We start from the raw sequence: 18,840 nt of genomic DNA, 5'->3' as shown, positions 1-18,840 counted from the left end.
GGAGTTGACCAGCTCGATGGCGTCACGACGGAACTGCTCCGGATACTTCGACCTGCGAGACACCAGGACATCCTCCCTCCAGACCACTGTCTGGAATCAAGGTGTCCGGCCCCAGGGGGCAACTCCAACACGGTGATGCCCCTTCCATCACGCGTGATGCCTTTCAGGACACGCGTGATGCCCCTCGGGTCACGTCGGCCAGGCGGCGGTAGGAGTCTTTGGTGCGGGTCAGGACTTGGACGCAGACGTGGTCGGCGCCCGCGTCGAGGTGGGCTTGGATCCGGTCTGACACTGCTTGTTCGCCGCTTGCGACGATCGCGTCGACCAGGCGGTTGCTGCCGCCGTCGGCCAGATCCGATTCCGTGAAGCCGAGGCGGCGCAGGTTTTCGCGGTGGTGGCGTGCGAGCCGGACGTAGCTCGCGACGTGCTCGCGGGCCACCTCCGGGGCCGGGTCGAGGAGTACCGCCTGCTCGACCGCCAGGTACTTGCCCGGGCCGAGTCGTTCGCGTGCCATCGCCGTGTGCTCCGGCGGGACGAAGTACGGGTGGGCGCCGTCCGCGCGGTCGGCCGCCAGGTCCAGCAGTTTCGGGCCCAGTGCGGCGAGCACGCGACGCGGGCGCGGATCGGGCTGGGGGAGTCCGGGCAGCTCGGCCGCGTCCATCCCGTCCAGGTACTCGCGCAACGCCGTCAGCGGCCGCGCGCCCGGCCGGTGCCCGCCCAGCCCGGCGACGAACCGGCCCGGGTGGGCCTCGCCCAGCGCGCGGATCGCGCCTTCCGCCGCGAGCGGGGACCGCTGGTCGAACCGCGCGACGCCGGTCGCGACCGTCAGCTTCGACGTCGCCGCGAGGAGCAACGCCGCCTGCGTGAACGCCTCGCGCCCGGCGTACTCGCCGAACCACAACGCGGCGAAGCCCAGCTCCTCGATCTCCGCCGCGGTTTCCCGGACTTCGCCGATCGGAGCGCCGTCGAAGAACTGCCAGATCCCGACGCTCATCGGAGCACCGCCGGGGCCAGCTCGGCCAGCACGTCCACAGTGGACTCGAACGTGGCCGCGGACGGCGTCAGCAGGACGTGGTCCGCGCCCGCGTCGAGCACTTCGTCCAGGCGTTTCGCGATGGTCGTGGCGTCACCCCACAGGACGAGGTCGTCGACGAACCGGTCGCTCGGCCCGGCGATGTCGGTTTCGGTGTAGCCCAGGCGTTTCCAGCCTGCGAGGTAGACCGTGACGGAGTACTCGCGCGACTGGGCCACGCGCCGCCGGACGCTCTCTCGCGCGTCCTCGCGGGTGCCGAGCAGGACCGTCTGCTGGGGGATCAGGAGCTTGTCCGGCCCGAGGATCTCGCGGGCGTATGGCGTGTGCGAGACCGGCTGGGCGAACGGGTGCGCACCATCGGCGTGGTCGCGCGAAAGCTCGAGCATCCGCGGCCCGACGGCGGCCAGCACGCGCGGAAACGCCATCGGAGAAGGCGTTTCGGCCGCGGCCGCGTCCATTTCGGACAGATAGGCGCGCATCCGGTCGAGCGGCCGGTACTCCTCGCCGAGTTTCGCGGCCTGGAACGCGTGCCCGACGCCGATGCCGAGCACGAACCGGCCCGGATGCGCCTGGGCGAGTGTTGCCCCGCCCTTGTACGCGGTCGTTCCGCGCCGCAGCCAGGTGTTCGCGATGCCGGTGCCGAGCACGACGTCCGGCACCGACGCGAGCAGGTCGCCGAAGTGGGCGAACACCTCGCGGGTGCCGGGGCCTTCGCCGCTCCAGACCGAGCGGTAGCCGGCTTCGGCGAGCCGCCGGGTGGCCGCGCGCTCGACGTCCGGCGGGGGTTGCAGGGGTGCGCTCGGCAGCCAGGCGCCGATCGCGCCGAGCCGGGCACGGGTGTTTTCGACCAGGGTCATCCTCGTTCCCTCCAGTAATCTGAGGCTGCCTCCGGTTAATATACGGAGGTAGCCTCCGATTGGCTACCCGGTAGGGTCGGAAAGGCGATGACCGAAGTCAAGCCGATGCGCGCGGACGCCCGCCGCAACTACGAGCGCCTCCTCGAAGAGGCGCAACGCGCCTTCGCCGAGCACGGCGTCGAGGCGTCGCTGGAGGACATCGCGCGCCGCGCCGGCGTCGGCATCGGCACGCTCTACCGCCACTTCCCGACCCGCGAGGCGCTGCTCGAGGCGTTGCTTCGCGCCCGCTTCGACGGTCAGGCCGAGCGCGCGCGGGAGCTGCTGGCGCACCCCGAGCCGCTCGACGCGCTGCAGGCCTGGCTGACCGGGCTCGGCGACGCGACCGGCACCTTTCGCGGCCTCGTGGAGCTGACCGCCGACGCGCTGAGCGACGAATCGTCCCGTTTGTACGCGTCGTGCCACGCAATGCGCGAGGCTGGTTCCCATCTAGTGGAACGTGCGAAAAAAGAAGGCGCACTACGCAAGGACATCACCACGCACGAGCTCCTTCTGTTGCTGCACGCGGCATCCTGGGCGGGCGGTCACCTGCCCGGCCCGGGGGGCATGCAGCGCCTGCTGGCTCTTGTTTTCGAGGGATTACGGGCGAGTTAACACCGTGGGAAGCCAGGGGGCGGCCCAGCGGGTTAAACTCCGGCTCGACCGGGGCACAACGACGTGCAGAGACCGTTTGTCGACACAGAGCGTCCTGGAAATGACCAGATAGTGGGAGCCGCATCGTGAGCAAGCCCAACAAGCCCGTCGTCCTCATCGCGGAGAAGCTCGCCCCCTCCGTGCTGAGTGTGTTCGGTGACGAGGTGGAGGTCCGGAACGTCGACGGGACGGACCGCTCCGCGCTGCTCGAGGCGGTGAAGAGCGCCGACGCGCTCCTGGTCCGCTCCGCCACCCAGGTCGACGCCGAGGTCCTCGGCGCCACCACGCAGCTCAAGGTCGTCGCCCGCGCGGGCGTCGGCCTGGACAACGTCGAGGTGCCCGCCGCCACCGAGCGCGGTGTCCTCGTCGTGAACGCCCCGACGTCGAACATCGTCTCCGCCGCCGAGCACGCCGTCGCCCTGCTGCTGTCGGTCGCGCGCCGGGTCCCGGCCGCCGACCAGAGCCTCCGCGGCGGCGAGTGGAAGCGCAGCTCGTTCTCCGGCGTCGAACTGCAGGGCAAGACCATCGGCGTGGTCGGCCTCGGCAAGATCGGCCAGCTGTTCAGCAAGCGGCTCGCCGCGTTCGACACCGAGATCATCGCCTACGACCCGTACGTCTCGGCCGCGCGCGCCGCGCAGCTCGGCATCGAGCTCGTCACCCTCGACGAGCTCCTCGCGCGTGCCGACGCCATCTCGATCCACCTGCCGAAGACGCCGGAGACCAAGGGCCTCATCGACGCCGAGGCGCTGAAGAAGACCAAGCCGGGCGTCATCATCGTCAACGCCGCGCGCGGCGGGCTGATCGTCGAGCAGGACCTGGCGGACGCGCTGCGCTCGGGGCACGTCGGCGGCGCCGGCATCGACGTCTTCGCCAGCGAGCCGACCACGTCCAGCCCGCTGTTCGAGCTTGAGAACGTCGTCGTGACGCCGCACCTGGGCGCGTCGACGGCCGAGGCGCAGGACCGCGCGGGCACCGACGTCGCGAAGTCGGTGCTGCTGGCGCTGCGCGGCGACTTCGTGCCGGACGCGGTCAACGTGTCCGGCGGCGGCGTCGGCGAGCACGTCCGCCCGTACCTGTCTCTGACCCAGAAGCTCGGCACGCTGCTCACCGCGCTGAACCCGAAGGCGCCGACGTCGGTGACCGTGCAGGTCAAGGGCGAGATCTCCAGCGAGGACACCGGTGTGCTGCAGCTCGCCGCGCTGCGCGGGGTGTTCACCGGCGTGGTCGAGGACCAGGTCACGTTCGTCAACGCGCCGCAGCTGGCGGAGAAACTGGGCGTCCAGGTCGAGCTCGAGACCGAGCCGGAGAGCCCGAAGTTCCGCAGCCTGGTCACCGTGCGCGCGGTGCACGCCGACGGCCAGGTGCTCACGGTGTCCGGTTCGGTCACCGGCAAGGACGAGGTCGAGAAGCTGGTCGAGGTCAACGGCCGCGGCTTCGACCTGCGCGCCGAGGGCACAGTCCTGCTGGTCGAGTACGGCGACCGCCCGGGCGTGATGGGCCGGGTCGGCACGCTGCTCGGCGAAGCCGGCATCAACATCGAGGCCGCGCAGATCAGCCAGACGACCGACGGCTCCGACGCCGTGATGCTGCTGCGCGTCGACCGCCACATCGACGCGCACCTGCTGGAGCCGATCGGCGCGTCGGTCGGCGCGCACACGATCCGCGCGGTCGACTTCAACTGACATAACGCATTTCGGAGGCCCCCTGTCACCCGGCAGGGGGCCTTCGTGCGCAATCACATTCACGTAACGGAGTCCTTTGCCTACGTAAGTAGGTGATTTGGGGCATTAAGTTCTCCCCGCGAGGTTGAACCACGCGCCGTCGAGGGCACGGCGCGGTCGCCGTGCTTCACCGTCGGGGGTGTCAGGAGCGGCCGGCAGGTTCGGGTCCAGACCTCGAGTAAGGGGCCGACTCATGAGCAGATCCCGCTTACCCGCGCGCGCCACGACGGCGTTCTTCGCCGTGGTGCTGGCGGCCGCGCTCGGGGCGCCGGTCGCGAGCGCGGCAGACGCTCCGCTCGCCGACGGGATCGCGCCGGCGAAGATCGACGACGCGAAGCTGCAGGGCAAGCTCTCGCCGCGGCTGGGCGCCGCGCAGGGCCGCGTCACGGCGTTCGTCGAGCAGGCCAAGAAGCCCGCCGTCGACGCGTTCACCTCGGCGCAGCCGCAGGGCAAGGAAGCCGCCAAGCGCGCCGCCAAGGCCGCCAAGGACGACACCGCCGCCGCGGTGAACTCCGTCCTCGGCCAGCTGCGGTCGGCCGACGCGAAGCCGCAGGTCGTCACCCAGACCGCCAACGCCGTTCCCGGCGTGGTCGTCACGGCCGACGCCGCGAAGCTGCGTGACGTCGCGAAGCGCGCGGACGTCGTTTCGATCCGGACGGTCGTGCCGAAGACGCGCACGAACGCCAGCGCCGAGCAGCTGACCAACACGCTCGCCGCGTGGCAGCAGACCGGCAAGTTCGGCGACGGCGTCCGCATCGGCGTGATCGACGACGGCATCGACTACACCCACGCCGACTTCGGCGGCCCCGGCACGCCGGCCGCCTACAAGAGCGTCGACAGCACCAAACCGACCCCGCTCTTCCCGAGCGCCAAGGTCGTCGGCGGCACCGACCTCGTCGGCGACGACTACGACGCCGCGACCCCCGCCAAGGCCACCCCGAAGCCCGACCCGAACCCGCTCGCCTGCGGTGAGCACGGCACGCACGTCGCCGGCACCATCGGCGGCTTCGGCGTCACCGCCGACGGCAAGACCTTCAAGGGCGACTACAAGAAGCTGGACGGCAAGAAGGTCGACGCGATGCAGATCGGCCCGGGCACGGCGCCGAAGTCGCTCCTCTACGCCATCAAGGTGTTCGGCTGCACCGGTTCGACGAACGTCACCTCGCAGGCCCTGGACTGGGCACTCGACCCGGACGGCGACGGCGACTTCACCGACCACCTCGACATCGTCAACCTGTCCCTGGGCTCCGACTTCGGCGCACCGGACGACCCGGACTCGCTGTTCGTGCGCAAGCTCGCCGCGAACAACGTGCTCCCGGTGATCTCCGCGGGCAACGGCGGCGACATCAACGACATCGCCGGTTCGCCGGGCAACACCCCGGAGGCGCTCACCGTCGCCAGCACGCGCGACGCGGGCGTCCTGCGCGACGCCGCCGAGGCCAAGGCGCCCGCGACCACCGCGGGGCAGAAGACCGGGCAGTACAGCCAGAACTACGCCGGCTACGACACCCTCGACCTGACGGCTCCGGTCGTCGCGTTGTCCGCCGCGAACAACGCGGGCTGCGCGCCGTACTCCGCCGAGGACAAGGCGAAGGCCGCCGGCAAGTTCGTCTGGCTGGAGTGGGACGACAACGACTCGACCCGCGCCTGCGGTTCGGCTGCCCGGGCGAACAACGCCCAGGCGGCCGGGGCGAAGGGCGCGCTCCTGTCGTCCACTTTGGAGCACTTCAGCGCGGGCATCGCGGGCAACGCGGCGGTCCCGATGTTCCAGTTCACCGGCTCGGCGACCAAGACGCTGCGCGCGGCGCTGACCGCGGGCACGCTGCAGATCCGGCTCTACGGCACCGGGCGCGCCTCGGTCCAGACCTACGACAAGACCATCGTGGACACCCCGAGCTCGTTCACCTCGCGCGGCACCCGCGGCCCGGCCGTCAAGCCGGACCTCGCCGCCCCCGGTGACACGATCACCTCGGCGTTCCGCGGCAGCGGCAACGGCCGGACCGTGCTGAGCGGCACGTCGATGGCCGCCCCGCACACCACGGGCATCACCGCGCTGGTCCGCCAGTCCCACCCGGACTGGTCGGTCGAGGAGGTCAAGGCCTCGGTCATCGACACCGCCGGCCACGACGTCTCCGACGGCGCCGGCCACACCTACGCGCCGCAGCGCGTCGGCAGCGGCCGGATCGACGCCAAGGCGGCACTGGACAACCAGGTCCTCGCCTACGTCCAGGACGACCCGGGCGCGGTGAGCGTCAGCTTCGGCACGGTCGAGGCCCCCGGGCCGGTGACGCTGTCGAAGACGATCAAGCTGGTCAACAAGGGTGTCACGCCCGCCGAGTACTCGGTGGCCTACCAGGCGGTCAACGCGCTGCCGGGTGTCGAGTACACAGTGGACAAGCAGACGGTGAAGCTGACCCCGCGTGGCACCGCCAAGGTCAAGGTGACGTTGAAGATCACCGATCCGAAGGCGCTGCGCAAGGTCATGGACCCGACCATGCAGGCCACCCAGGCCGGGCTGGCGCGGCAGTTCGTCGCCGACGCTTCGGGCCGCGTCGCCTTCACGCCCACCAGCGGGGCCAAGGTGCCGCTGCGGGTTTCGGTCTACGCGGCACCCAAGCCGGCTTCGACGATTTCGACGCCGCCGTCGGTGAAGTTCGCGCCCGACGCGACGCAGGCCGTGCTGAACCTGAGCGGCAAGGGCGTCGACCAGGGCACCGGCGCGCAGCGCTACCGCTCGCTGATCAGCGTGCTCGAGCTGCAGGCGGAGTCCCCGCAGCTGCCCGAGTGCGACGCGGACGTGGTCACCGACTGCACGGTGAACAAGACGGCCAAGGGCGGCGACCTCCGCTACATCGGCGCGGCCTCCACCGCGCCGCTGGCGAAGGCGCAGGGTGAGCCGGAGAACGCGCTCCTCGCGTTCGGCCTGTCCACCTGGGGCGACTGGGCGAACATCGGCAGCAACACCTCGCCGTTCGTCGACATCGACACCACCGGGGACGGGACGCCGGACTTCGAGACCTACGTGACCAAGGCGACGTCCACGGACGTCCTGCTGGCCGTCACGGTCGCGCTGAAGACCGGGTTCCCGACCGTGGACGTCCAGGCGGTCAACGGCCAGCTCGGCGACGTCGACACCAACGTGTTCGACACCAACGTGATCACGTTGCCGGTCTCCCTGGCCGCGCTGGGCATCGACGCGAACGCCGAGTCCCACCGCATCTCCTACACGGTCGGGGTGAGCGGTTTCTACGTCGCGCCGGGCACGACGAACGGGCTGATCGACTACGTCGGCACGCCGCTTTCGTTCGACGCGCTCGCGCCGGGCTATTCGGTGCAGGGCGGCGGCGACGCCGCGCTGGGCTACGTCGCGAAGCCGGGCACGGCGCTGGTCGTCACCCGGAACGCGGCCTCGGCCGCGGCCGACAAGGCCCTCGGGCTGCTCGCCATCGAGCACCACAACGCCGCGGGCAACCGGGCGAACGTGGTCAAGGTGGACGCCGCCCAGGGTGCGCGTCCGGGCAACGACCGTCAGCCGATCGGGGCGGGCGGCCGGTAGCCCCGGTCAAGATCGATCGGTGCAGGCACAGGGGCGTTCCCGGTGGGTTTCCGCCGGGGACGCCCTGCCGCAATTCCCCCGATCGGGTGTCTCACCCTGCGGGAGGATGCGGCATAAGGGTGGTGCGGCTACGGCCGTTTGTCTACGGCCGGTAACCTTCCGGCTGCTGGCGTTTTGTTGCGATGGACCATCGGTGCGGCCGGTGGTCCGGTCGACGGAGGTGTGTGGATGCGGCTCGCGGTGATCCCAGGAGACGGGATCGGGCCCGAGGTGGTCTCCGAGGCGCTGAAGGTGCTCGGCGAGGTAGTACCGACGGCGGAGATCACGAACTACGACCTCGGCGCCGCGCGGTGGCACGCGACCGGTGAGCTGCTCCCGGAGTCGGTGCTCGGCGAACTCCGCCAGCACGACGCGATCCTGCTGGGCGCGGTCGGCGACCCGACGGTGCCGAGCGGCATCCTCGAGCGCGGTCTCCTGCTGCGGCTGCGGTTCGAAATGGACCACCACGTCAACCTGCGCCCGGCGCGGCTGTACCCGGGTGTCCGTGGCCCGCTGGCCGACGCCGGCGACGTCGACATGGTCGTCGTGCGCGAAGGGACCGAAGGGCCGTACGCGGGCACTGGCGGCCTGCTGCGCAAGGACACCGAGCACGAGATCGCGACGGAGGTCAGCGTCAACACGGCGTTCGGCATCCGCCGCGTGGTCGCGGACGCGTTCAACCGCGCCGAGGCCCGCCCGCGCAAGCACCTGACGCTGGTGCACAAGACCAACGTGCTCGAGTACGCGGGTTCGCTGTGGTCGCGGATCGTCGAAGAGGTCTCGCTGGAGCACCCGGAGGTGACGGTCGCCTACTCCCACGTGGACGCGGCGACGATCCACCTCGTGACGGACCCGTCCCGGTTCGACGTGATCGTCACGGACAACCTGTTCGGCGACATCATCACGGACCTGGCGGCGGCCGTGACCGGCGGCATCGGCCTGGCGGCCAGCGGCAACCTGGACATCACGCGCCGGAACCCGAGCATGTTCGAGCCGGTCCACGGTTCGGCGCCGGACATCGCCGGGCAGGGGCTGGCGGACCCGACGGCCGCGGTGCTGTCGGTTTCGCTCCTGCTGGACCACCTGGGCCAGAAGGAGGCCGCGCGGCGGATCGAGGCGTCGGTCGCGTTCGACCTGGCCACCCGGGACCAGGCTTCGCCGGGGGCCACGCAGGCCATCGGCGACCGGCTCGCGGCGTTGGTTTCCTCCAACGTGAAGCAGGCCGGCTGACCGTTCCCCGGAAGAGCCCCGGAAGAGCCCCGCACAGTGGTGCGGGGCTTTTTCGTGCCCGGCGGTGTTCCCGGATGGTGGGAGCTTGACCCAGCTTGTGGACTTCGCCGCGAACCCTGTGGCATGATGCGACCGTGACCAGCTTCGCGATCATTATCGTCGAGCGCGCCGGACGCTAGCTCCACAAGAGCCCCCGGCGCGCAACCTCTCGCACCCATGCGGGAGGTTTTTTTGTTGCCCCGAAACGCTAGGAGAAGACCGTGACCCGCCAGGAGCCCGCCGATACCCCCCTCGGCGATGCCTTCCACCTCTACGACACGACGCTGCGCGACGGCGCGCAGCGCGAGGGCATCTCCTACTCCGCCCAGGACAAGCTGGCGGTCGCGCGGCTGCTGGACGAGCTGGGCGTCGGGTTCATCGAGGGCGGCTGGCCCGGGGCGCTCCCCAAGGACACGGAGTTCTTCGCCCGTGCGGCGAAGGGCGAACTCAAGCTGAAGCACGCCGCGCTGGTCGCGTTCGGGGCGACGCGCAAGGCCGGCACCACCGCCGACGCCGATCCGCAGGTCCGGGCCCTCCTCGACAGCGAAGCTCCGGTCATCACGCTCGTCGCGAAGTCCGATCTGCGCCACATCGAACGCGCCCTCCGCGTCGACGTCGACGAAGCCTGCGCGATGGTCAAGGACACCGTCGAATTCCTCGTCAAGGAAGGGCGCCGCGTCTTCCTCGACGCCGAGCACTTCTTCGACGGCTACGCCTTCTCGCCCGAGACCTCCCTCAAGGTCCTCGACGCCGCCGCCCACGCGGGCGCCGACGTCCTCGTGCTCTGCGACACCAACGGCGGCCAGCTGCCGCTCGGGCTCGCCGAAACCGTCAAGACCATCAGGGAAAAGACCGGGTTCCGGCTCGGCATCCATTGCCAGGACGACACTTCCTGCGCCGTGGCGAACTCGATCGCCGCGGTGCAGGCCGGCGCGACGCACGTCCAGTGCACCGCCAACGGTTACGGGGAGCGGGCCGGCAACGCCGACCTGTTCGCCGTGACAGGGAACCTCGTGACCAAGCTCGGCATGGACGTCCTCCCGACCGGAGGAGCGGCCGAGCTGACCCGGGTCTCCCATGCCCTTGCCGAAATCGCGAACATCGCCCCCTACACCCACCAGGCTTACGTAGGGGCGTCGGCTTTCGCCCACAAGGCGGGACTGCACGCGAGCGCGATCAAGGTGGATCCGTTGCTGTACAACCACATCGATCCGTCTTCCGTCGGCAACGACATGCGGGTGCTGGTCACCGAGATGGCCGGCAGGGCCAGCCTCGAGCTCAAGGGACGTGAGCTCGGGGTCGACCTTGCCGGCCGGCCCGAAGCGCTGACGAGCGCCATCACGAAGGTCAAGCGCCTCGAGGCCGAAGGCTGGTCCTTCGAAGCCGCCGACGCGTCTTTGGAACTCCTGTTGCGCCAGGAGGCCGACGAACCAGCCGAGGCACCGTTCGAGCTGGAGTCCTACCGCGTGGTCCTCGACCACCGCCCGGACGCCGAAGTCATGGCCGAGGCGACGGTCAAGGTGCACGTCGGCGGCCAGCGCGTCATCGCCACCGCCGAGGGCATCGGCCCGGTCCACGCCCTCGACGCCGCGCTGCGGAAGGCGCTCTCCCCGCACCTGTCCTGGTTGGACAGTGTGGAGCTCGCCGACTACAAGGTCCGCATCCTCCAGGGCCACCCGGGCACCGACGCGGTGACGCGGGTGCTGGTCGAGAGCACCGACGGCGAACGCGAATGGACCACCGTCGGCGTGCACGGCAACATCGTCGAGGCCAGCTGGCTGGCCCTGTGCGACGCACTGGTGCACAAGAGCACCACCGTGGCCTGAGTCACTGTGACATCCGGGCCTTCGGCCCGGGCCGGGGGCTCCGCCACCCGGAACCCCCGAAGGGCGTCGAGTGGGCGCACGTAGACTGACAGCGTGCGCCTAGCCCGAATTGCTCATCCCGGTGGAGTCGCGTTCGCTTCGGTCGAAGGGGACGGTGACGACGCCCAGGTCCTGGAAATCGCCGAGCACCCCTTCGGCAACCCCAACTTCACCGGCAAACGCTGGCCGCTGGCCGACGTGCGGCTGCTCGCGCCGATCCTGCCGTCCAAGGTGATCGCCGTCGGCCGCAACTACGCCAAGCACGCGGCCGAGTTCGGCAACGAGGTGCCCAGCGCCCCGATGCTGTTCCTCAAGCCGTCCACGACGGTCGTCGGCCCCAACGCGCCGATCCGCCGTCCGTCGAACGTCGGCCGCGTCGACTTCGAGGGCGAATTGGCCATCGTCATCGGGCAGCCGGTGAAGAACGTGCCCGCCGCCCGCGCCGCTTCGGCGATCCTCGGCTACACGATCGCCAACGACGTCAGCGCGCGCGACCTCCAGAAGTCCGACGGCCAGTGGGGCCGCGCCAAGGGCTTCGACACGTTCTGCCCGCTCGGCCCGTGGATCGAGACGTCGCTCGACGCCTCGGACCTCTCGCTCAAGGCGTCGGTGGACGGCGAGCTGAAGCAGGACGGCCGTACGTCCGACCTCGTCCACAAGATCCCCGAGCTGGTCGAGTTCGTCTCCGGCGTGATGACGCTGCTGCCCGGCGACGTCATCCTCACCGGCACCCCCGAGGGCGTCGGCCCGATCGAGGGCGGTCAGAGCGTCTCGATCACCATCGAAGGCATCGGCACCCTGACCAACCCGGTCGAGAACGTCTAGCCGCGGGAAACCGGCTCCATCGGCCGCCGGGCGAACGCCGGAGCGTGCTCCGGCCGCAGCCCGAGGCCGAGGAGCCGGGCCGGGAAGTACGACAGCCGCGGGAACCGCGCGAACGCCTTGATCATCGGCTCCGGCGGGCCGTTGCGCCTGCCGCTCATCACGCCGCGCACGACCGTCCGGTGCATCAGGCGCTGCAGCCCCTGCACCAGCAACGTCGGCGCGAGCCGCCGCGAACGCACCTTCGCCAGGTCGGACTCCGACGGGCGGCCCCGCCGCAGCGGCTCGGCCAGCAGCGTCGCCGCCGCGACCGCGTCTTGCACCGCCAGGTTGATGCCGACGCCGCCGATCGGCGACATCGCGTGCGCCGCGTCACCGATGCACAGCAGCCCGTCGACGTGCCACTTGCGCAGCAGGTTCAGCCGCACGTCGAGGAACTTGACGTCGTCCATCGTCTTCAGCTCGTCCACCCGGTCGCCGAACTCGGGGCAGATCTGCGCCACGTTCTCGCGGAACGCCTCGATGCCCTGCTTTCGCAGGTCTTCGCCCTTGGGTGCGAGGTAGGCGACCTGGTAGTAGTCCGGCCGGGGGAGCGGCACGGCGAACCGGCGGTCCCGCATCTTCGGCAGCAGCATGCCGCCCTGCTCGCCCTCCTTGCGCGAGAGCCGGAACCACCAGACGTCGAACGGGCAGTCGTACTCGTGCGGCACCAAACCGGCTTCGCGGCGGGCGAGCGACCACCGGCCGTCGGCGGCGATCACCAGGTCGGCGCGGATTTCGCCGGTGTCACCGGCCGTCGTGCGGTAGGTGATGCCGGCGACCCGGCCGTGCTCGCGGACCAGGCCGGTGCACTCGGTCTCCATGCGCTGGACGAACGTCGGCTCCTTGCGGGCGCTCTCGGCGAGCAGGTCGAGGAAGTCCCACTGCGGCACCATCGCGATGTACGGGTGGGGGACCTTCAACCGGGTGAAGTCGGCCAGCTTCATCAGCTCGCCGTCCTCCTTCGGGAAGCCGGCCGCGGTCAGCTCGCTGTGCGGCAGCGCGTCGAACCTCTCGCCGAGGCCCAGCTCGTCCAGCAGCGTGAGCGTCGACGGGTGGACGGTGTCCCCGCGGAAGTCCCGCAGGAAGTCCGCGTGCTTCTCGAGCACTGTCACCTCCACGCCGGCCCGCGCCAGCAGGAGTCCCGTGACCATCCCGGCCGGCCCGCCACCGATGACGACGCAGCCCGTGCGCTCGGCCATCTCGACCATCTCCCCTGGTATTCATCGCTTGTTGAATAAGTTGAGGATGCACCGGCCCGGTCCCCGGCGTCAAGCTATGCGGCGACGGATACGCTGATCGGGCTATGAGTGAGACATCGGTGGTACGCGCGCGCTTCTGTCCTTCGCCGACCGGCACCCCGCACGTCGGGCTGATCCGCACGGCGCTGTTCAACTGGGCCTTCGCCCGGCACAACCAGGGGCAGCTGGTCTTCCGGATCGAAGACACCGACGCCGCCCGCGACTCGCAGGAGTCCTACGAGCAGCTCCTCGACGCGCTGCGCTGGCTCGGCATCGACTGGGACGAGGGTCCCGAGGCCGGCGGCGAGTACGGGCCGTACCGCCAGAGCGAGCGCCGCGCGATCTACGCCGACGTCGCCGCGAAGCTGCTCGAAGCAGGGGAGCTGTACGAGGCGTTCTCGACCAACGAAGAGGTCGAAGCGCGGCGCAAGGCGGCGGGACTCGACCCGAAGCTCGGCTACGACAACTTCGACCGCGACCTCTCGGACGAGCAGCGCGCGGCCTACCGCGCCGAAGGCCGCGCTCCGGTGTTGCGCCTGCGCATGCCCGACAAGGACCTCGGCTGGAGCGACCTGGTCCGCGGGGACATCAGCTTCCCGGCGGGCACGATCCCGGACCCGGTGCTGGTGCGCGCCAACGGCGACCCGCTCTACACGCTGACCAACCCGGTCGACGACGCGCTCATGAAGATCACGGACGTGCTGCGCGGCGAGGACCTGCTGCCCTCCACGCCCCGCCAGATCGCGCTCTACGAGGCACTGCAGCGGGTCGGCGTCGCCGAGTTCACGCCGCGGTTCGGCCACCTGCCCTACGTCATGGGCGAGGGCAACAAGAAACTGTCCAAACGCGACCCCTCGTCGAACCTCTTCAACTACCGCGACCGCGGTTTCATCCGCGAGGGCCTGCTGAACTACCTGGCCCTGCTGGGCTGGTCGATCGCCGACGACCGCGACGTGTTCAGCGTCGAGGAGATGATCGCCGCGTTCGACGTCACCAAGGTCAGCGCCAACCCCGCGCGCTTCGACCTGAAGAAGGCCGAAGCGATCAACGGCACCCACGTGCGGGCCCTGCCGGCGGACGAATTCGTGAAGCGCGTCACGCCGTATCTGGTCACGGCGGGTGTTCTCCCGGAATCACCGGGCGAAGAGCAGCTCGCGCGGCTGAGCGCGATCGCGCCGCTGGTGCAGGAGCGCGTCACGGTGCTTTCGGACGCCGCGCCGATGGTCGCCTTCCTCTTCGTTGCCGAAGACACTTTCGCACCGGAAGAAGACGCCGCCGCGAAAAATCTCGGCGAAGCCGCGCAGCCGGTGCTCACCGCGGCGGTCGCCGCGCTCGAGGCGCTGCCTTCGTGGGAGACCGCGGCCATCGAGGAGGCGCTCAAGAGCGCCCTTGTGGACGGTCTGGGTCTCAAGCCCCGCAAGGCTTTCGCGCCCGTGCGCGTCGCCATCACCGGGCGGACCGTTTCCCCGCCGCTGTACGAATCCATGGAGCTGCTCGGCCGCGATGTCTCATTGGGACGTCTTCGCCGCGCATTGGTCGGATAACCGAAAGAAGACGGTTCGCCAACTGGGAGTAGAGCCGGTGCGCCGGAACAGGGGAGCCGTAATCACCTCTTTGGCAGCGTCGCGAACGCGGCGGTTGCCCTAGCCTCACTGGGTGGATTTCGCTCTGGCACCCCCGACCCCGTTGCGATCCGCCCCGCCCGCTTCGGCGGCGCCCGAGCCCTGGGCGCCGCCCGAGCTCCGGCTGGTGTGCCTGGACATCGACGACACCCTGATCGACTGCACCGCCGCGATCCGCCGCAGCCTCCACATCCTCACCGGCCGGGGCGACCTGTGGCCGTTGTGGGACCTGATCACCGAGGAGCACGTCGCCCTCGTCGTCGCGGGCGAGATCGACTACGCGACGATGCACCAGCGGCGCACGGACTGCTTCCTGGCCGAGATCGGCATCCTGGCCGACGCCGAGCAGGTGTGCTCGTTCGAGCGGCGCCGAAGAGAGCTGCTCGACCATTCCTGGCAGCTGTTCGGCGACGTCCTCGACTGTCTCGAATGGCTTCGCGCGGCCGGGCTGATGCTGGCCGCCGTGACGAACGCCTCGGGCGCGCACCAGCGGCGGAAAATCGCCGACCTGGGCCTGGCGCCGTTCTTCGACCACGTCGCCATCGCCGGCGAGCTGGGAGTGGCGAAACCCGATCCGGTGATGTTCCACACGGTCTGCCTCGGCCTGGGCTGCGCACCTGCCCAGGCCGTTCACGTCGGGGACAAACTCGACACGGACGCGATCGGCGCCCGCGACGCCGGGCTGGGCGCGGTCTGGCTCGACCGCGACGAGATCGGCGAGCGCGCCCCGGCGGGCGTCCACCGCCTCGCGGGCCTGGCCGAGCTGCCTGAGCTGCTGGTTTCGGAATACGCGACGATCGGCGTCCCCGCCCAGCGCCGGAGTGACACCCCCGCTTTGGGCGTCCGGAACGGCGTGCTCTAGTATTTCTCCTCGTGCGGTGCTGAACCGGCCAGGCTGGCTCGGTATCTCACTGGGGTATGGTGTAATTGGCAGCACGACTGGTTCTGGTCCAGTTAGTCTAGGTTCGAGTCCTGGTACCCCAGCTGCGGAGAGTGACCCCCTTGCAGAGCGAGAAATCGCCTCTGGTAAGTTCTCTCCAGCAAGAAAAACAGAAAAGCCCCTGGGAAACCAGGGAAAGATCCTAAGCCCCCGTCGTCTAGCGGCCTAGGACGCCGGCCTCTCACGCCGGTAGCGTGGGTTCGAATCCCATCGGGGGTACTTACCGCGAAGTCCGTCTGACCCAGGTCAGGCGGACTTTTTGCTGTGATCCCCCGCGCGGACGAGGTCGTCCGAACCGGTTGCTTCCCGCGCTCACGCCGACCTCGCTCGGCGTCGTGCCCGGGGTGCGGGGGATGGCTCCGCGGCGCTGTACCCGGGTCCCGCCCTGCCGCACCAAGCGAGAAGGTCGCGGCGCCGGTGACCCACCGCCCCGGCTGACACAATCCGCGGGTGCCCACGCCCGCCGGATCGTCCACGCCAGCACCGACCCGCACGCGGCGGGGACTCACCCTCCTCACGTTGTTCGGGGCCGTTCTCTTCGGCTACGCGGCGTTCAGCGACACATTGGACGCCAAAGCGGTTGCGTCGCTGTGTGCCGGCCTCGCGTGCGGCGGCGTCGGCTACCTGTTCATCGTGATGCTGCGCGCGGAAGACCGGAGAGCCCTCGAGCGGACCGCTCCGGCGCGGCCGCGGGAGCGAGCCGATCCGGTCACCGAATACCTCCGCAGTCCCGAGTTCGAGGACTTCGACGCCTGGTCCGCGCGGCTCGCCCTGCGCGTCCTCGTCGAGGACGCCCTCACCGATCCGGACGTCGTCGCGGCACTCGCCGGCGAGGGGCTGGGCCAGGACGACGTCCGGACGAGCCTGTTCGCCGACGACTCGCTCGTCGCCCGGATCCGCATCGAGCAGGACCGGCTGGTCCGCGAAGGCATCGAGAGCACGCCGGTGCCGCGCCGGCGCGTCCCGCGCGCCGGCGAGTTCTTCCTGCTGCTGGCGATCGCGGTGGCCGGCATCGGCTACCTCGTCCTCCTGAGCGCCGCCTGGCCGCGCCTGCCGTTCCCGTGGCGCGTGGTCGGGATGGCCGGGCTGATCGGGGTGGGCGGGCTGTCGGCCGGGCTCGTCGTGCGGCGGGCGCCGGACCTCGCCGGGATGGCCGGCGGGCAAGGCGAACCGCAGCCGCATCCCGAGCTCCTGCGTCTCGGCGACCGGCGCGAGGCCCTGGTCGCCGAGCTGGTCCGGCCGGCGATCCACGAGTTCGCCCGCGCCCACCGGTCCGTCCGCTACGGGACGAAGCTCGCCCACACGGGCGAATCGGGACTCGGCGAGAGCGACGGCGGCGAAGTCGTCATGACCGCCGGAGCGGAACGGCTGCGGCGCATCATCGAACGAGCCGACTCCGGCGCGGTGGCCCTCGCCGGCTCGCGCGGGGTCGGCAAGACGACCGCGATCGAGGCCATCCGGCAGGGCAAGCTGAGCACCGCCGGCCTGCCGCCGCTGGTCGTCCTCGCCTCCGCACCGGCGAACTACGACGCCCGCGACTTCGTGCTGCACCTGCACGCGCTGATCTGCCAGACCGTCATCGAGCGGACGTCGCAGGCGCTCGCGCCGGGATTGCCGCGGACCCAGGGCGAACGCCGGGCCGCGGTGCGCCGCGGGCTCGTCAAGCTGGTGCGGGTCTTGGGTTTCACGCTCGTCTGCCTCGGCGGCGCGCTCCTCCTGTGGGGCGTCCCGGTGGCCCGGTTCCCCGGCGAGATCGGCGGGCTGGCGGCCGCGGCCGTCCGGGACCTCCCGATGTCCGCCCAAGTCCTGTGGAGCGGCCAGCCCGTTACGCACGTCGTTGCCGCCAGCCTGATCCTCCTCGCCGCCTGGCGGCTCGTCTCGTTCGCGGTCCTGACGCCGTTGAGCGCGCTGGTGGTCTTCGGGTTCCGCCGCCGGCACCGCGCCCTCTTCGAGCTGCGCCGGTCGGCTGTCCACCAGCTGACGCGCACGCGGTTCCTGCAGACGCACACCACCGGCTGGTCGGGCAAGCTGACCCTGCCGCTGAAGGGCGAGGCCGGCCGGACGTGGTCGACGCAGCGGGCCGAACAGCAGCTCACGCACCCGGAAGTCGTCGAGGAGCTGCGCTCGTTCGCCGGCAAGAGCGCACGGACCCTGCGGGACAACGGGGTGATAGGCAGGCTGGTCATCGCCATCGATGAGCTGGACAAGATCGGCGAACCCGAGAAGGCCCACCAGTTCGTCAATGACGTCAAAGGAGTCTTCGGGGTCCCGGGCTGCTTGTTCTTCGTCTCGGTGTCGGACGACGCCGTGCTCAACTTCGAGCAGCGAGGGCTGGGCATCCGTGACGCGTTCGACAGCGCCTTCTCGGAAATGGTGCGCCTGGAGCACTTCACCCTCGACGAAAGCCGGCAGTGGGTCGCGTCGCGGGTCGCCGGGGTCACCGAGCAGTTCTGCTACCTCAACCACTGCCTGTCGGGCGGCCTCCCCCGGGAGCTGCGGCGCTACACGGTCGAGATGCTCGACGTGGCCGCGCGGGAGTACGAGCCGACGCTGGCCGCGGTCACGCTCGCGCTGGTCCGGCGGGATCTGGCCGGCAAGATCCACGCGCTCGTCGGGCTGCTGGGCACGTTCGACGCCGAACCCGAGCACGTCGCGCTCACCGCGCGGCTGCTCGCGATCCGCGACGCGGTGAACCCGCTGGAACTCGCGCGGATGGCGGCCGACCTGGTGGGGGAGACGGTGGAGACGTCGGTGCAGCCGGCCGACGTCGTCCGCTGGAACGCGGGCTGCTTCACCTTGTTCTGCGCGACGTTGCTCGACGTCTTCACCGATTCGCTCGAGCACGGGGCCCTCACGGAAGAGCTGCACCAGCTCGCGCTGGCCCGCCGGCAGCTGCCGGCGCACCCGCAGCTGGCGTGGCAGCGGATCGAGGATTTCCGCAAGGCGCACAACCTCGACCCGGGTGTCGACGGACGGTCGAAAGACGGTCGACGGCGGCAGTGAAGGATGGGTGCTCGCAGGAATTCGGCTCTCGCGCGGCTGACGTCGGGTTCAGCCGGGAACTGCCGCGCGGTGGTGGAGAAAGGGCCTCCGCCGGCGGCGGGGACGTCAGTCCTTACCGCCGACGGGCCTTCGGTGTTCCCCCA

General features: G+C 70.5%; 12 protein-coding genes and 2 tRNA genes. 11 read left to right on the top strand and 3 right to left on the bottom strand.

Annotated features, from left to right (window positions below; translation table 11 throughout):
* Positions 1-163: 163 nt before the first annotated feature.
* Together ACYVLJ_RS33175 and ACYVLJ_RS33170 are read right to left on the bottom strand one after the other, a co-directional pair.
* A complete protein-coding gene (locus ACYVLJ_RS33175) occupies positions 164-994 on the bottom strand; it encodes an LLM class oxidoreductase (RefSeq protein WP_460441615.1) in 831 nt (276 codons plus the stop codon).
* Entirely contained in the window at positions 991-1,890 is a 900-nt protein-coding gene (locus ACYVLJ_RS33170) for an LLM class oxidoreductase (protein WP_460441614.1), read from the bottom strand. Before ACYVLJ_RS33170 ends, ACYVLJ_RS33175 begins: the two co-directional genes overlap by 4 nt.
* A gap of 87 nt (positions 1,891-1,977) precedes the next feature.
* Here ACYVLJ_RS33170 and ACYVLJ_RS33165 point away from each other — a divergent pair, with 87 nt between their 5' ends.
* The 6 genes from ACYVLJ_RS33165 to ACYVLJ_RS33140 all read left to right on the top strand — a co-directional run bounded on the left by ACYVLJ_RS33165 (position 1,978) and on the right by ACYVLJ_RS33140 (position 11,855).
* Complete coding sequence (locus ACYVLJ_RS33165) at positions 1,978-2,541, top strand: TetR/AcrR family transcriptional regulator (RefSeq protein ID WP_460441613.1); 564 nt, start codon at positions 1,978-1,980, stop codon at positions 2,539-2,541.
* Between the two features lie 125 nt (positions 2,542-2,666).
* Entirely contained in the window at positions 2,667-4,262 is a 1,596-nt protein-coding gene (serA, locus tag ACYVLJ_RS33160; protein WP_451979579.1) for a phosphoglycerate dehydrogenase, read from the top strand.
* 232 nt (positions 4,263-4,494) lie between these two features.
* Positions 4,495-7,857, top strand: coding sequence for a S8 family serine peptidase (locus tag ACYVLJ_RS33155; RefSeq protein WP_460441612.1), 3,363 nt, complete (start codon positions 4,495-4,497; stop codon positions 7,855-7,857).
* 228 nt (positions 7,858-8,085) lie between these two features.
* On the top strand, positions 8,086-9,126 hold the full coding sequence (locus ACYVLJ_RS33150; protein ID WP_451979584.1) for a 3-isopropylmalate dehydrogenase: 1,041 nt from the start codon (positions 8,086-8,088) through the stop codon (positions 9,124-9,126).
* Between the two features lie 260 nt (positions 9,127-9,386).
* Positions 9,387-10,991: a (R)-citramalate synthase gene (cimA, locus tag ACYVLJ_RS33145; protein WP_460441611.1), complete on the top strand. Its 1,605-nt coding sequence runs from the start codon at positions 9,387-9,389 to the stop codon at positions 10,989-10,991.
* Positions 10,992-11,084: 93 nt separating this feature from the next.
* A complete protein-coding gene (locus ACYVLJ_RS33140) occupies positions 11,085-11,855 on the top strand; it encodes a fumarylacetoacetate hydrolase family protein (protein ID WP_460441610.1) in 771 nt (256 codons plus the stop codon).
* Here the strand turns inward: ACYVLJ_RS33140 and ACYVLJ_RS33135 are convergent.
* Positions 11,852-13,093: an FAD-dependent oxidoreductase gene (locus ACYVLJ_RS33135; protein WP_460441609.1), complete on the bottom strand. Its 1,242-nt coding sequence runs from the start codon at positions 13,091-13,093 to the stop codon at positions 11,852-11,854. The two genes, ACYVLJ_RS33140 and ACYVLJ_RS33135, sit on opposite strands and share 4 nt — an antisense overlap.
* A gap of 104 nt (positions 13,094-13,197) precedes the next feature.
* On the opposite strand from ACYVLJ_RS33135, the gene gltX reads away from it, so the two are divergent.
* The 5 genes from gltX to ACYVLJ_RS33110 all read left to right on the top strand — a co-directional run bounded on the left by gltX (position 13,198) and on the right by ACYVLJ_RS33110 (position 18,697).
* Positions 13,198-14,676, top strand: coding sequence for a glutamate--tRNA ligase (gltX, locus tag ACYVLJ_RS33130; protein ID WP_460441608.1), 1,479 nt, complete (start codon positions 13,198-13,200; stop codon positions 14,674-14,676).
* A 205-nt stretch (positions 14,677-14,881) separates the two neighbouring features.
* Entirely contained in the window at positions 14,882-15,616 is a 735-nt protein-coding gene (locus tag ACYVLJ_RS33125; protein WP_451979827.1) for an HAD family hydrolase, read from the top strand.
* A gap of 50 nt (positions 15,617-15,666) precedes the next feature.
* Positions 15,667-15,738 (top strand) — tRNA-Gln (locus tag ACYVLJ_RS33120).
* Between the two features lie 102 nt (positions 15,739-15,840).
* Positions 15,841-15,913, top strand: a tRNA-Glu gene (locus ACYVLJ_RS33115).
* A gap of 300 nt (positions 15,914-16,213) precedes the next feature.
* Entirely contained in the window at positions 16,214-18,697 is a 2,484-nt protein-coding gene (locus ACYVLJ_RS33110; protein WP_460441607.1) for a hypothetical protein, read from the top strand.
* Positions 18,698-18,840: the final 143 nt, after the last annotated feature.

This window comes from Amycolatopsis stemonae (genome assembly GCF_054781455.1).
The sequence above is the reverse complement of the archived record's forward strand: the minus strand, read 5'-3'. Positions and strand labels throughout refer to the sequence as shown.